The organism is Halomonas sp. GFAJ-1 (assembly GCF_000236625.2).
GTDB lineage: Bacteria > Pseudomonadota > Gammaproteobacteria > Pseudomonadales > Halomonadaceae > Vreelandella.
The window spans coordinates 1-15,000 of the sequence record NZ_AHBC01000006.1 but is presented as its reverse complement, the minus strand read 5'-3'; the positions used below and the strand labels follow the sequence as shown (position 1 = coordinate 15,000).

Genomic DNA, 15,000 nt, shown 5'->3' with positions numbered 1-15,000 from the left:
CATGCAGGCCTCTTTTACACTTGCTTTAGTAGCCCCCCTAACGGCAGGCCTGCTAGGCAGCTTGTTATGTGAAGCACTGCTAACGCCTCGTCCGCGCCCCTTCTGGCAGCGTGGTATTGCCGCCAGTAGCATCCATGTAGGCAGTTGGCTGCTGCTGTTTGGCTTATTCACTCTACTATTACAGCGCCCCTGGTTTGCAGTGGTGTTTATTTTGTCGCTTCAGTTGGTCATCGTACAGTCCAGCAATACCAAGTCCCGCACGCTCAATGAGCCTTTTATTTGCCACGACTTTGAGTATTTTTGGGACGCGATTCTTCACCCAAGGCTTTACGTGCCATTTTTTGGTATTGGGCTTGCGATTGCCGCCAGCAGTGCTGGTGCAGTTGCGATTGGCAGTTTTCTGTACTTCGAGTCTTCGCTACTCAGCCAGTGGAGCGGCGCTAGTTTTTTACTAGCGACATTCGGCATCGCCGCTTTAGGTGCACTATTGGTGGGGGCTGGGCTATATAAACTACCGTCGGTTAGCTTGGCGCCGGCTGCCGATCTCCACAGCCTGGGACTTTATTCCAGCCTGTGGGCCTACGGCACTGCGCTCATGCGCTCTTCACCTCCTGCAGCGGCCTCTTCGCCCTTTAGTGCTATCGCAAAGCACCAGAAGCCTGCAGCAGATACGCAAATGGCCGCAGGGTCACGCACACCTGATAACGCAACCCTTCCTAACGTAGTGTTGGTGCAGAGCGAGTCGTTTTTCGACCCGCGCCCTTGGTGCCCGGAGGTTGCTTCCACCCTGCTAGCGCATTTTGACGCCACCCGCGCTGAGGCCATTCAGCACGGCGACTTAGAGGTTCCCGCTTGGGGTGCTAACACAGTGCGAACCGAGTGCGCAGTGCTTACCGGGCTTGCGCCAGAGACCTGGGGCGCTCGTCAATTTAACCCTTACCGCACCCTTACACGGCACCCGCTGCCAAGCATCGCCAGCGCGTTTAAATCTCAGGGTTACCGCACCGTCTGCATACACCCTTACCCGGCTACCTTTTACATGCGTGACCAGGTTTTCCCCAAACTTGGCTTTGATACATTCATCGATGTTAGTGAATTCGACAGCCACGATAAGCACGGCCAATATATTAGTGACCACGCGGTGGCACGAAAGATTGGACGCCTGCTTGAAGATGACGATAATAGGCCGCTATTTCTATTTGTCATTACCATGGAAAATCACGGCCCACTGCATTTAGAAGCACCTGATGAGGCGCGGTTGGCCGCTACACTGCCAAACGCTGCTTGGCCGCTGCCAGAATACTTACGCGATCTAGCGGTCTATTTGCACCACTTAGGTGAAGCTGACCAAATGCTAGGCAGTGTTAAAACAGCGCTAAACTCAGTCGCTAGACCTGGGCTGTTAGGATGGTACGGTGATCATGTGCCGATACTGCCCGCCGCTTACGCGCACTATTCACTGCCTACGGGCAGTACGCCTTACATGCTATGGTCGACAGATTTAGTAGGACAAACACCCAGTCCAGCGCCTGCTGGGTACGCGCCACAGAAGATAGTAGCCAACGAACTTGGCGTCCGGCTATTTAAACAAGTGTTTGGACGCGATATAAGTAACGATGTGATCAAGGCAGAACCAGAACCTCAGGAGCAAGAATGACTAAACGCGTTGCCATTATCGGCGCCGCCCATCGTTTCCCCGGCACCACCCCTGAAACGTTCTGGCAGGACCTGCAAGCCGAAAAAGACCTCGTCACCCAAGTGGCTCCAGATCGCTGGAGCCATGATGCCTACTGGCACCCAGACAAACGCCATCCTGGCACCAGCGTGACTTTTTCCGCTGGTAGCCTTGGTGACATCAGCGGGTTTGACGCAGCGTTTTTCGGCATCTCGCCACGTGAAGCGGCGAATATGGATCCCCAGCAGCGCATGCTGCTGGAGCTTGCTTGGGAAGCCATGGAAAGCGCGGGCATAGTCCCTAGCAGCCTACGCGGCAGCCAGTGCGGAGTGTTCCTGGGCGTCGCCAGCCTTGATTACTCCTACCGCATGGCTGATGACATGGGGGCCATTGACGCCTCTACCGCCACGGGCAACACCTCAAGCATTGCCTCGAACCGGCTCTCTTATGTGTTTGATTTACACGGCCCGAGCATGTCGCTGGACACGGCCTGCTCGTCTTCAATGGTGGCGTTTCACCAAGCTTGCCAGTCAATCCGCAGCGGCGAAACCACCATGGCACTGGCAGGCGGCATTAGCCTACACCTGCACCCCTACGGCTTTATTATCTTCTCCAAAGCCAGCATGCTCTCGCCAACCGGACGCTGCCAAGTCTTTGATGACGCAGGCGACGGCTACGTGCGCTCAGAAGGTGCCGGGCTGTTTTTGCTGAAAGACTACGACCTTGCCGTGTCCGATGGCGACAATATCCTGGCGGTGGTAGCAGGCTCAGCCGTCAATACCGACGGTCACAAATCCGGCCTAACAGTGCCCAACCCCAGCGCCCAAATTGATTTAATGCGCCGCGCCTACGAGCAGGCGGGCATCTCACCGGACGAGATCGATTATCTGGAAGCCCACGGCACCGGCACCGCCGTTGGCGACCCAATAGAGACCCGCGCGATTGGCGAAGCGTTAGGCAAGCACCGCAAAACGCCGCTGCTGATTGGCTCGGTGAAAAGTAACGTTGGACACCTGGAAACAGCCTCTGGGGTGGCTGGACTTGCCAAGGCGCTCTACAGCCTGCAGCACCGTGAAGTGCCCGCCACTATCGGCATTCGCAAGCTCAACTCGCGCATCAAATTTGATGAGTGGAATATCAGCGTTGTTACCAAAGCCCAACCACTTAAGCCACAGGGTCGCTTAGTCATTGGGGTTAACTCTTTTGGCTTTGGCGGCGCTAATGCCCACGTCATTTTAGAAAGTGCGCCGGAAAAAAACACGGTACCTAGTCACACCTCTGCTGACGCACTACCTATCCGGCTTAGCGCCCGCAGCCAAGAAGGCTTGGTTGCCAATGCCCAGGCCTTAGCAGCCTACCTGCGCGACAGCGAGCACTCTTTTTACGATATCGCCCACACGCTTTACCACCACCGGGAGCAACACACCTTCGGTGCGCTCTACTTTGCCCACACGCCCACCGACGCGGCGGACGCCCTGAGCCAGTTTGCAGAAGGTGAGGAAGCAACAGCGGGTCAAGAAAACTCAGTCACCACCCTTGAGCGCTTAGCTGACGCTTGCGGACCCGTATTTGTTTACGATGGTAACGGCTGCCAATGGGAAACCATGGGCCACGATCTGTTGGAAAGTGACGCCGTATTTAGCAGTGCCATTGATCGTGTTGATACCCTATTCCAGCAGTACGGCGACTTCTCCCTACGCGACGAACTAGCAGGTCGGAACCAGCTTGATGGCGCAGAGAGCCGTTTTGCCCGCACTGAAATCGCCCAACCTGCGCTATTTGCCTTACAAGTAGCGCTTACTGAATGGCTAAGTGCCCAAGGCATTACCCCTGCAGCAGTTTTCGGCCATAGCGTTGGTGAAGTGGCGGCGGCCTGGGCATCCGGCGCGCTTAGCCTGGAAGACGCGGTAAAAGTCATTTACTACCGCAGCTACTACCAAGGCAAGACCCGTGGCCTAGGTGAGATGAGCGCGGTAGCCATGAGTGCCGATGAGATTGCACCCTGGTTGGAAAAACCTGAGTATCAGCGCATTAGTCTGGCAGGCATCAATAGCCCGAAAGGCATCACCTTAGCGGGTGATCGGGATCAGCTAAGCGCGCTTGAAGCCGCCCTCAGCGACCAGAACATTTTCGCTAAACGGTTGCCGCTTGATTACGCCTTCCATAGCCCGGCCATGGACAGCATCGAAGCGGACGTCGTTGAGGCGCTGGCCGACATTTCTCCCCAGACGACCCAAATTCCTTATATCTCCACCGTTACCGGCACCACCAGTGAAGGTAGCGCCCTCGGCGCCCACTACTGGTGGCTCAACATCCGCGAACCGGTGCTGTTTGATAACGCCGCGACTGTGCTGATGGAGCAGGGCTTTAACGTCTTTGTGGAAGTGGGCGCCCATCCTATTTTGCGTCGTTATCTCAACGAATCTTTACGCCAGCAAGAGCGTGATGGTTTGGTAGTGGGCACTATTGAGCGCCACAAGCCTGGCCATGAAGGGCTTAACCGCTGCTTAAGCCAGCTGCTGCTTAGTGGCTTAAGTCTGGATAGCCGTCGTTTCTTCCCAGTAGAAGGCCAGCGCGTACTGCTTCCCCGTTACGCGTGGCAGCGTACCCACTACTGGGTGCAGGGCACCAACGATGGTCAAAACTTACTACTGCGCTACTACCAGCACCCGCTGCTGGGCTACCCGCTAGCTCAGCAAGAGCACACCTGGGAAAGCCAGCTGGACACCAAACGCCAGCCCTGGCTTGCTGACCACGTGGTCGGCGAAGGCGCTGTTTTCCCCGGTGCAGGCTTTGTCGAGCTCACACTTGCGGCCGCGCTGCAGCAAAAAGACACCCCGCTGCTGGACATTGAAGAGCTAGAAATTCGCGCTCCGCTGCTGCTCGACGGCCCCAATGGCCGCACCATGCGCCTTACCCTGAACCCAGACGACGGCCGCCTGGCGATACACTCTCGGGAACCCGCTACAGGCACCGAGTGGCAGCTAAACGCCGTGGCCCGTCGCATGCGCGAAAGCCGCGGCTTCTTACTCAGCCGCCAAGCGCCAACGCTCCCCACTCGTGCACCTGACTACACGCTGGACGAGCACCTGCAAATGGCCGAACGGATTGGGCTGCACTACGGCCCTGCGTTCCAGGCGATTAGCCGTGGCTGGATTGAAGGCGATAGCGTCATTGGGGAAGTACATCTTTCGGAGGTGATGCAGGGCCAGTTGGACACGCTTCACGTCCACCCAGGCATTCTGGACAGCGCTTTTCAGATGTTCATCCCACTGTTGGCACAACACAGCGAGTTTGCCGCTCAGCTCGCGTTTGTGCCGGTGCGCGTTGGTCGCATCCAGGTCAATGCGGAAGCTGGCGTACCCGTGGTGGCCCGCGCAGTGATGGGTAAACGCGCGCCCCACTCGTTTACCGCCGATTTCGAACTGTTCGACGCCGCAGGCAACGCCGTGGCCGTGCTTAGGGAAACACGCTTTAAGGCGATTCGTCTTAACCGTGCCCACCACCAGCACTTCAGTTATTTGGATGTGGAGCTAACGCCTGCGCCGCTTGATGCTGCCACGCTGGCACTGCCCGCCGAGGCGCTCAGCCGTTTAGCAGGGCTAAGCGACGCGTATGCCCACCAAACTGGACAGCGTTACGCCCAGGAAGTCGCCCCGCTACTCGATAGCCTGAGCGAAGCGTTTGCCCAGCAAAACAGCGAACAGGCAACAGATGAGAATGAACAGCTGCCCCCCGACATCATTTGGCAGCTGTTGGTGCAAGACTACCCAGACTACTTTGCGCCCATACACCTAGTGGGCCGCTTAGGCCTCCATCGGGAGCAGTTAACTAACGGTAGCGCTGAGCTTGAAAGCCTGGGCATTACAACTGAGCATCTCGCCGGTATTAACCGAGTGTTGATCGGCGAGAGCGGCTGGCAGGTGCTGGCCACCGAGCTTGGGGCGCTAATGGAAGCTACCTTAGCTACGCTACCTACTGGTCAGCGACTGCAGCTACTGGAAGCGGGCCCCTGCGCACCAGCCTTAGGCCAGCGCCTCTTAGAGCAGCTTGCCAACGCACGGCATATTGCTAAAGACGCACACCATTACCGCGCCATAACCACCAGCGACACCGCCCGCCACCAAGCGGAGCAGTTGCAAGAGCGCTTCCCGCTGATGGACATCCAGCCACTGGAAGACACCCTTCCCCTGCTTGCCTGCGCAGAAAAAGCTCAGCTTGCCTTTATCAGTGTGGATGTGACCCAGCCCGAACGCACGCGGCAGCTGATTGATGCCCTGCCCGCTCAGCTTTCCCCCGGTGCCCAGGTCATGGTGGTGGGTATTTCCCCCAGCCGCTGGCTAGACGATGTACTGGCAACCCCCGGTATCGACCAAACGGCCCTTGAGCAGAGCACTCTTAGCGACTGGCTGAATAATCAAGGGTTCAGGGTATCCCCACCTATCGCGCTGGAAGAGGGTGATACAGGCGCCTACCTGCTGCATGCTCAATACACGCATGCTCAAAAACCAACCGCGTCGCCGCTACCAGCCGCGCGCCACGTGGTGGTGGCGAACCATGCGCAAGAAGCACTCGCCACCCAGCTGGCTGCGCAGCTAGACGAGCTGTCTGGCACTGCCAATGCTTGGTTGCGCATCAGCGACGCCACTCCGCAGGCTCTGCTTGATGAGGCGCTTGCTGAAAATAATGAGCTATTCACTGTACTCAACGTGATCGACCTGCGCGGCCTAGGGGCCGCGACCACCGCCGCCCAAACCCAGCGCTGCCATAGCGCGCAGCAATGGTCACTGGCGCTAGAAGCTAGCGGGCTTGAAGGGCAAGGTAGCCGTGTCACGCTCTGGCTACCCACCCAAGAAGCCAGCACCAGTGACGACGCTGCGCTATGGGGTTTTGGTCGCTCGTTGGCGAACGAAGCGGTTGGTCATCTGGTAACGCTTATCGACGTACCCTCAGCACCCAGTGCGGCTACCCTTGCGACCTTTGCTGCCTCGGTGACGACGCCGGATAACGAAAACGAGCTGGTGATTACCCAAGCAGGCACCCGCCTGGCTACCCGCCTACGCACGCTGCCCGCCCCCCATCCGCTCCACGCTCAGGAAACCACACCGCACCAAGCGATGACCCTGGGCTTTGCCTTACCCGGCCAACTACGCCAGCTACAGTGGCGGCCTCGCCCGCTACCCGCCCTTGGGGCGGATGAGGTGGAAATTCGTGTCAAGGCCACCGGGCTTAACTTTCGGGATGTGATGTACACCCTGGGGCTTCTGTCTGATGAGGCGATCGAGAATGGTTTCGCCGGGCCAACCCTGGGGCTTGAGTTCTCAGGTGACGTCATCGCTGTCGGTGAAAATGTTAGCCATGTGGCACCAGGTCAAGCGGTGGTTGGCTTTGGCCCAGCAAGCTTTAGTGACCGGCTGATTGCCAGTCAGCACGCCGTGGCGCCGCTGCCCGACGGCATTAGTTACGCCGCAGCGGCGACCATTCCCACCACGTTCTTTACGGTGTACTACGCGCTGAAGCACCTAGCGCGCCTAGAACCCGGCGAGAAAGTGTTGATTCACGGCGCCGCAGGCGGCGTAGGGATTGCCGCGCTGCAAATTGCCCAGTGGCTGGGTGCGGAAATTTACGCCACGGTGGGCTCTGAAGAGAAGCGCGACTTCCTGCGTTTAATGGGGGTCGAGCACCTTTACGACTCCCGCTCGCTCACCTTTGCCGAAGAGATTTTGCAAGACACCCAGGGCGAAGGTGTGGATATCGTGCTCAATTCCCTGGCCGGCGAAGCCATTAACCAAAACCTTCGCGCCCTGCGCCCCTTTGGTCGTTTTTTAGAACTCGGCAAGCGCGACTTCTATGAGAATACTCATATTGGCCTGCGTCCGTTCCGCAACAACCTCAGCTACTTCGGCATCGACTCCGACCAGCTGATGAAAGTGCAGCCTGCGCTTACCCAGCGCTTGTTCGGCGAAATGATGGCGCTGTTTAACGAAGGCACGCTTAGCCCGCTGCCGTTTACCGCCTTCAGCCACAGCCAAGTGATTGACGCCTTCCGCTACATGCAGCAAGCGCGTCAAATCGGCAAGGTCGTCGTAACCTATGAGCAGCCCATCGCCCCGCCTAAGAACGAGGTGCTGGGTACCGCTGCCATGCAGCTACCGGCACATGCCAGCTATTTGATAACCGGCGGACTCGGCGGTTTTGGCCTTAAAACGGCGCAGTGGTTAGTAAGCAAAGGCGCGCGCCAGTTGATTCTGGTTAGCCGCAGCGGACCAGCCAGCGAAGAGGCCCAGGCAGCCATTAGCGAGTTTGAAGCTCAAGGGGTCACGGTGCTTGCCACCGCCTGCGATATCACTGACCGCGACGCACTTGCCAAGGTACTAGCCCGCGCCCAGCACGAGCTTGCTCCGCTTCGCGGGATTGTGCACGCTGCCACAGTGATTGATGACGGCTTGATTCGCAATTTGGACGCCGCACGTATTCAAAAAGTACTGGCCCCCAAAATTGAAGGTGCACGCCACCTGGATGCCCTTACCCGTGAGGCCGAGCTAGACTTCTTTATCCTCTACTCCTCAGCCACGACGCTGTTCGGCAACCCAGGCCAAGCCAACTACGTTGCTGCCAACCACTGGCTTGAAGCGTTTGCTGCCCGCCGCCGCGCCGAGGGCATGCCTGCCACCTGCGTTCGCTGGGGGGCAATTGAAGACGTGGGCTTCCTGGCGCGCAACACCCGCACACGGGACGCCCTGCAAGAGCGTTTGGGCGGCTCTGCCCTGCGTTCCGACGATGCTTTGAAGGTTCTGGAGCAAATGTTGATCACCCCAGGGGCAAGCCTAGGCGTGCTTGAACTTGAGTGGGGCGCCCTGGCACGCTTCCTGCCAACCGCTAACGCACCGCGCTTCACAGAAATTGCCCGTGCCAGCGACGATGATGGCAGTGTTGATAGTAATGACGACATCAGCGCCCTGCTTGCCGACCTTTCGCCTGAAGAGCTGCACAGCACGGTGACTGATCTTCTACGTGCCGAACTAGCCAGCATTCTGTTGATCGACGAAGAGAAGATCGACGTTAACCGCTCGGTATACGACATGGGCTTCGACTCGCTGATGGGCGTTGAGCTCATGACCGCTATCGAAAATCGGCTAGGAGTTCAGGTACCCGTGATGGTGCTCAGCGAAGCGTCTACTTTGAACAAACTGGCAGGCGTACTGATACAAAAGCTGCACCAGCACGATGATGATGTTGAAGAAGCGCCACAAGATGCGTTAGCCTCTCTGGCCGCTCGCCATGGAGCGGACGGGCTCACCCATGAGTCAGCTTCATCACCTGTGACCGAGACACCATGACCGCCAAGCGCTCTGAACTGAAACGACAACTGCTGGAACAGGCCCGTAAACGCCCGACCCCACGTGCCGCCAGCGCATCGACACCTTCTAACAATGGGGTAGAGGGTGCTCGTTCAGTTCCCGAGCGCTTTACACGGTTCGACGCTCACCCTGGCTATCAACAGCTTGCGATGATGCGCCAGGGAGCTGAGCAGCTCGGGTTGGTAGATCCCTTCTTCAAAGTACATGATGGGCTTGCCGGTGCCACGAGCAGTATTCACGGCCATACCTGCATCAACTTCGCCAGCTATAACTACCTGGGTTACTCCGGTGACCCACGCGTTGTGCAAGCCGCGTGCGATGCAGCCACGCACTACGGCACATCAGTTTCTGCCAGCCGCGTTGTGTCTGGCGAACGGCCTATCCATGGTGAACTTGAGCAAGCTATCGCCCATACCTACGGTGTGGAAGATGCGGTTGCCTTTGTAAGCGGCCACGCCACGAACGTCTCGACCCTAGGGTATTTGCTCGGCCCAAAAGACCTGGTACTCCACGATGAGTACATTCACAACAGTTCATTAGTAGGCGCTCAACTCTCTGGCGCCAAGCGCATGTCGTTTAATCATAACGACCCAGAGGCGTTAGATGCCCTTTTAAGCCGCCACCGCCACCAGTTTGAGCGGGTGATCGTGGTTATTGAAGGGCTTTACAGTATGGATGGCGACATCCCCGACCTACCCCGCTTTATTGCGCTAAAGCAGCGTCATCACGTGTGGTTAATGGTGGATGAGGCGCACTCGTTTGGCGTAATGGGGGACACCGGTCTAGGACTGCGGGAGCACTTTGCCATTGACCCAACCGATGTGGATATTTGGATGGGTACCATGAGCAAAACGCTCTCTGGGTGCGGCGGCTATATTGCTGGCAACAAGGCGCTAGTCGAAACGCTCCGCTACTTCGCGCCCGGCTTTTTGTACAGCGTTGGCATGCCGGCTCAAGTTGCAGCTCCCTCGTTAAAAGTGCTGGAGCTGATGCAGCAAGAGCCCGAGCGAGTGACCCAGCTACAAACGATTTCCCGCTATTTTTTAGAGCAGGCTCAAGCGCGTGGCTTGGATACCGGCCACAGCATTGGTTCGGCAGTAGTGCCGGTGATTGTGGGAAGCTCGCCGCTGGCAGCACACCTCTCTCATGCGTTGCTTGAACAGCATATCAACGTGCAGCCTATCCTTTATCCGGCCGTGCCGGAAAAGAGCGCCCGATTACGTTTTTTCCTATCCTGCGAACATACCCAAGAACACATTGACACGACCCTAGATACACTTGTTACCCTGCTTTCTAATCACAAAAGGTAATGACCATGGAAGAAGTATCGGGCCAAGAAGACCCTGAGAGCAAAGAGAACGGTGAACCCTGCTGGTACGTCATCCAGTGCAAAGGTGGCGAGTCTTTTCGCGCAGCTGAGCATCTCGCTAATCAGGATTACGAGGTCTTCCACCCCGTACTAGACGTGCAGCGCAAACGTCAGGGTAAGCTCACCACAATCACCGAGCCGCTCTTCCCTTACTACCTGTTTATTCGCCTGGACCAGACCGTGAGTAACTGGCGCCCCATCCGCTCTACACGGGGCGTATTGCGGCTACTTACCTTCGGCAATACCCCCATTGCGGTGCCCAACGCACTCATCGAAACCTTGTTAACGCAGCCACATCGCCAAGAAGGCAGCCACCGTTATTTTAGCGCCGGTGAGAAAGTCACCATTACCGATGGCCCCTTCAAAGATTTAGAAGCCGTCTTCAAACGCTGCAAAGGCGAAGAGCGCGCAATCGTATTGCTTAATGTGCTGCAACGCCCTCAGGATATCGAACTCGCGGTCGACAGCCTGCAAAAGCGTGAGGGTTAACACTCGACTCACTAGCGATGAAACTGTTGCTCGCGTTCAGGCTGCCAGAAAATGGCATCGACGCGCAGGCGTACTTCAGTGTTGTTGGGTAGCGGCCACTCAATCACGTCGCCTATTTTAAGGCCGATTAACGCCGCCCCGATGGGCGCCATCACCGAAATACCGTCGGGCACGCTTTCCAGCGAGTGCGGGTACACCAGGGTGCGAATCATCTGACGCTCACGCGTCAAATCGGTAAAGCGTATTTGGCTATTCATACTTACCACATCCTCAGGAATTTCCTGGGGGTCCAGCACTTCACCGCGCAGCAGCTCCTCTTCGAGTAGCTCTGCGACCATCAAATCTTTCTCAGCGGCATTATCGATCAGGCGCTGAAGCCGTTCGGCATCAATACGGTTAATAATAATCGGAGGACGCTGCCCCATGGTTACTCTCCTTAGAAAGCAGTAAAAAATAAACCACAAAAAAAGCCCTCCCCAAAAAGGGAAGGACTGTATACAAGCACTATATACGCATTAGGCTGTAAAAGCGATTAGGTCACGCCCTGCTCAATCATCGCATCTGCTACCTTACGGAAGCCTGCAATATTGGCGCCTAGCACTAAGTTATCGGGCTCGCCAAACTCTTCCGCTGTCTCAGCACACTGGCGATGGATATCCGCCATAATTTGCTTCAGCTTCTCGTCAACTTTTTCGAGCGGCCACTGCTCCATGCTGCTGTTTTGCGCCATTTCCAACTGGCTGGTCGCCACCCCGCCGGCATTAGCCGCCTTACCTGGGCCGTAAGCAATCTTGGCTTCCAAAAAGCGGTCTACGGCCTCTTTGGTGGAAGGCATGTTGGCGCCTTCGCTTACGCAGTTAACACCGTTAGCCAACAAGGCGTTAGCGTCTGCTTCAGTCAGCTCGTTTTGGGTAGCACAGGGGAAGGCTGCATCGCCCTCAATGCGCCATACCGCATGCCCATCCTGCGGATAATCCCGTACCGAAATGAACTGCGCGTCCGGATGGTCGTGAAGATAGTTTTCCAGTGAAACGCGCTGTACTTCTTTTAACTGCTTGAGTAAGCCTAAATCGATACCGCTAGGATCGTGAATCGTGCCGGTGGAATCACTGCACGTCACCGGCTTAGCGCCCAGCTCGCACAGCTTTTCAATAGTATAAATAGCCACGTTGCCCGCGCCCGACACCAAACACGTTTTACCGCGCAACGCTTCACCCCGGGCGGTGAGCATGTTCTCGGCAAAGTAAACCGCACCGTAGCCGGTTGCCTCTTTGCGGCCCAGCGAGCCACCCCAGTTAAGCCCTTTACCAGTCAGTACACCTTCGTAACGGCCAGTCAAACGCTTATATTGGCCAAACAGATAGCCTATCTCCCTTGAACCAACGCCAATATCACCCGCAGGCACATCGGAATGCGGGCCAATATGACGGTGAAGCTCCGTCATAAACGACTGACAAAAACGCATGATTTCGTTGTCAGACTTGCCCTTAGGATCGAAGTCAGAACCACCTTTACCACCGCCAATCGGCAAACCGGTCAGTGCGTTTTTAAAAATCTGCTCAAACCCCAGAAACTTGATGATTCCAGACGTCACACTAGGATGGAACCGCAAACCACCCTTATAAGGCCCGAGCGCGGAATTAAACTGTACGCGGTACCCTTTATTCACTTGAACGCGACCAGCATCATCCACCCAGCTAACGCGGAACATAATTTGGCGTTCAGGCTCGACGATGCGCTCAATGATACTGTGCTGGTGATAATGCGGCGCACGCTCAAACAGTGGACGAAGACACTCCAACACTTCTTCAGTGGCTTGATAAAACTCTGACTGTGCAGGGCTACTTTTCGCTAAACGTGTCAGCGTATCGTGGACATAGGGCATAAATAGACACCATTTGCAGTTATAAAATACGTAATTGGCCGGCCAGAGCTTTCACATATTTAACTGCGAGAGCGTAATTATGCATACCCTATGCCGCTTCGGTATGGGGCAAAAAACCGACAAAAATAGACCAAAGTCTAAAAAAATTTGCGCATTTCTGGTGCATAAGAAAAAACATATCAACCCTATTTAAACTTTTTATGGCAAAAAAAATACAGCTAAAATTTGTTAGTCACTAATTTTTAACAAAGATTCAAAAAATGCTCATTTTTCTTTATAGTTGGGTTGCCTCACTGCCACGCGTGGCATTTCAATAAATAAGCAATTTGGACATATAAGTCAGCTACCCCCGCCTGAAGGAGGGAGCTTGTGAAAACAAGCTAGGTTGACCAGGGAGAGCGGCTATATCGCCGCTACGTTGATAATAGGTCGTTAAGACTCACCAGTAGATGCTTCCTCAGTCTAATGCTCTGAAAGGTCAGCATCATGCTAGCGCAAGGTAAAACGCTGAAGGTGCTGATCGCTGCTAACCGTACCCTCGTTGGCAGGAGCTGGTTATCGACATTCCCGAGGGGAGATGGGGTGCAAGCCCCGCGACACAAGGCCCGTAAGGGCGTTAATAGGGAGGAAATCGCATGGCGGTTTTCGTACTGGATCAACAAAAGCAGCCTTTGATGCCGTGCAGTGAAAAGCGCGCTCGGTTACTGCTTGCTCGGGGTCGGGCGGTGGTGCATAAACGCTACCCGTTCACGCTTCGACTGAAAGATCGTATCGGCGGTGACACGCAGCCGTTACGCCTGGGCATCGACCCAGGTAGCAAAACCACGGGGCTTTCGCTGATGCGGGAATCAGATGGCGAGCAGCGCCATGTGCTGTGCCTGTTTGAGCTTACGCATCGCGGCTACCAGATCAAAAAAGCACTGCAACAGCGCGCCGCCTTTCGGCGTCGCCGCCGCAGTGCAAACCTGCGCTACCGCGCCCCGCGCTTTAACAACCGCACCAAGCCTAAAGGTTGGTTGGCACCGTCGTTGCAGCATCGTGTCGATACCACGATGGCCTGGGTACAGCGGCTAGGAAAACTGGCCCCGATCACCGCACTGGATCAAGAGTTAGTGCACTTTGATACGCAAAAGCTGGAAAACCCAGAGATCAGCGGTATCGAATACCAGCAAGGCACACTGCTGGGGTACGAAATCCGCGAGTACCTGCTGGAAAAATGGGGCCGGGAATGTGCCTACTGTGGCGACACCGAGACACCATTGGAAATTGAGCATGTGGTGCCGCACTCTCGCGGTGGCTCCAATCGCATCAGCAATTTAACCTTGAGCTGCCACCCCTGTAACCAGGAAAAGGATAGCCAGGCGCTTACCCGTTTTTTCGCCACAAGCAACGGTTTGAAGCGCCGACTGAAAGCCAACGGCCACACTGCCGACGCTCGCCTGGATCGCGTGCAGCGCCAATTGAAACAACCGCTGCGCGATGCCAGTGCAGTCAACGCCACACGCTGGGCGCTGTTTAATGCGCTCAAAGCCACTAACCTTCCCGTATCGGTGGCCAGTAGTGGCCGCACCAAATACAACCGCCAGCGGCTGGGCATCCCTAAAACCCATGCCTTAGATGCCGCCTGTATCGGTGCGTTCGGCACGCTGAACGACTGGCAGGTGCCCACTTTAACCATCAAAGCGATGGGGCGCGGCAGCTACCAGCGCACTCGCCTGACCAAACACGGCTTTCCGCGTGGCTATTTAATGCGGCAAAAGCAGTTAAAAGGCTTTCAGACGGGCGATATGGTCAAAGCCATCGTGACGACCGGCAAGAGGGCCGGCACCCATACCGGCCGCGTCGCAGTGCGCAAAACCGGCAGTTTTAACATCCAAACCGAAAATGGTGCCGTACAAGGTATTTCCTACAAATACTGCACTGTCATCCAACGCGGTGATGGCTACGCCTACCACCTCTTATCATCCATTAACCACAAAGGAGGCGCGGAGCAGGCGGTAGCGTAATCTCTGTCGCCCTGCGGGCGACGCGCTATCCCTCCCGGCAGTGACTGCTCCCCACCCTAAGTCGCTACGCAACCACGGGTGAGGCTTCCCACGTCTTAGGCCGCAGCCGGTGCGTGACCGGTCTTACACAGGCCTCGATGGGCAGAGACGGACAGCCCTTCCGCCTTTAATTTTAAAATGCCTTGCTGGCGAATAGTGATCGCGGCGTTTACGTC

7 protein-coding genes are annotated in these 15,000 nt (G+C 56.3%); 5 read left to right on the top strand and 2 right to left on the bottom strand.

Annotation, left to right across the window (positions count from 1 at the left end; genetic code table 11):
* Position 1 precedes the first annotated feature (1 nt).
* Genes MOY_RS02270 through rfaH form a run of 4 tightly spaced genes read left to right on the top strand, consistent with a single transcriptional unit; the run spans position 2 to position 10,894 of the window.
* Positions 2-1,657: an LTA synthase family protein gene (locus tag MOY_RS02270; RefSeq protein ID WP_009096071.1), complete on the top strand. Its 1,656-nt coding sequence runs from the start codon at positions 2-4 to the stop codon at positions 1,655-1,657.
* Entirely contained in the window at positions 1,654-9,015 is a 7,362-nt protein-coding gene (locus MOY_RS02265; RefSeq protein WP_009096070.1) for a type I polyketide synthase, read from the top strand. Before MOY_RS02270 ends, MOY_RS02265 begins: the two co-directional genes overlap by 4 nt.
* Positions 9,012-10,346: an aminotransferase class I/II-fold pyridoxal phosphate-dependent enzyme gene (locus MOY_RS02260; RefSeq protein WP_009096067.1), complete on the top strand. Its 1,335-nt coding sequence runs from the start codon at positions 9,012-9,014 to the stop codon at positions 10,344-10,346. Before MOY_RS02265 ends, MOY_RS02260 begins: the two co-directional genes overlap by 4 nt.
* A gap of 5 nt (positions 10,347-10,351) precedes the next feature.
* Positions 10,352-10,894 carry a transcription/translation regulatory transformer protein RfaH gene (gene rfaH / locus MOY_RS02255; RefSeq protein WP_009096065.1) on the top strand — a complete coding sequence of 181 codons (543 nt, stop codon included), beginning with the start codon at positions 10,352-10,354 and terminating at the stop codon, positions 10,892-10,894.
* Positions 10,895-10,905: 11 nt separating this feature from the next.
* Here rfaH and rnk read toward each other — a convergent pair whose 3' ends face one another.
* Together rnk and gdhA are read right to left on the bottom strand one after the other, a co-directional pair.
* On the bottom strand, positions 10,906-11,319 hold the full coding sequence (rnk, locus tag MOY_RS02250; protein ID WP_009096064.1) for a nucleoside diphosphate kinase regulator: 414 nt from the start codon (positions 11,317-11,319) through the stop codon (positions 10,906-10,908).
* 107 nt (positions 11,320-11,426) lie between these two features.
* The gene (gene gdhA, locus MOY_RS02245; protein WP_009096063.1) at positions 11,427-12,779 is read right to left on the bottom strand and encodes an NADP-specific glutamate dehydrogenase; all 1,353 of its coding nucleotides are present in this window, start codon (positions 12,777-12,779) and stop codon (positions 11,427-11,429) included.
* Between the two features lie 635 nt (positions 12,780-13,414).
* On the opposite strand from gdhA, the gene iscB reads away from it, so the two are divergent.
* On the top strand, positions 13,415-14,785 hold the full coding sequence (gene iscB / locus MOY_RS02240; RefSeq protein WP_009096062.1) for an RNA-guided endonuclease IscB: 1,371 nt from the start codon (positions 13,415-13,417) through the stop codon (positions 14,783-14,785).
* Positions 14,786-15,000 lie beyond the last annotated feature (215 nt).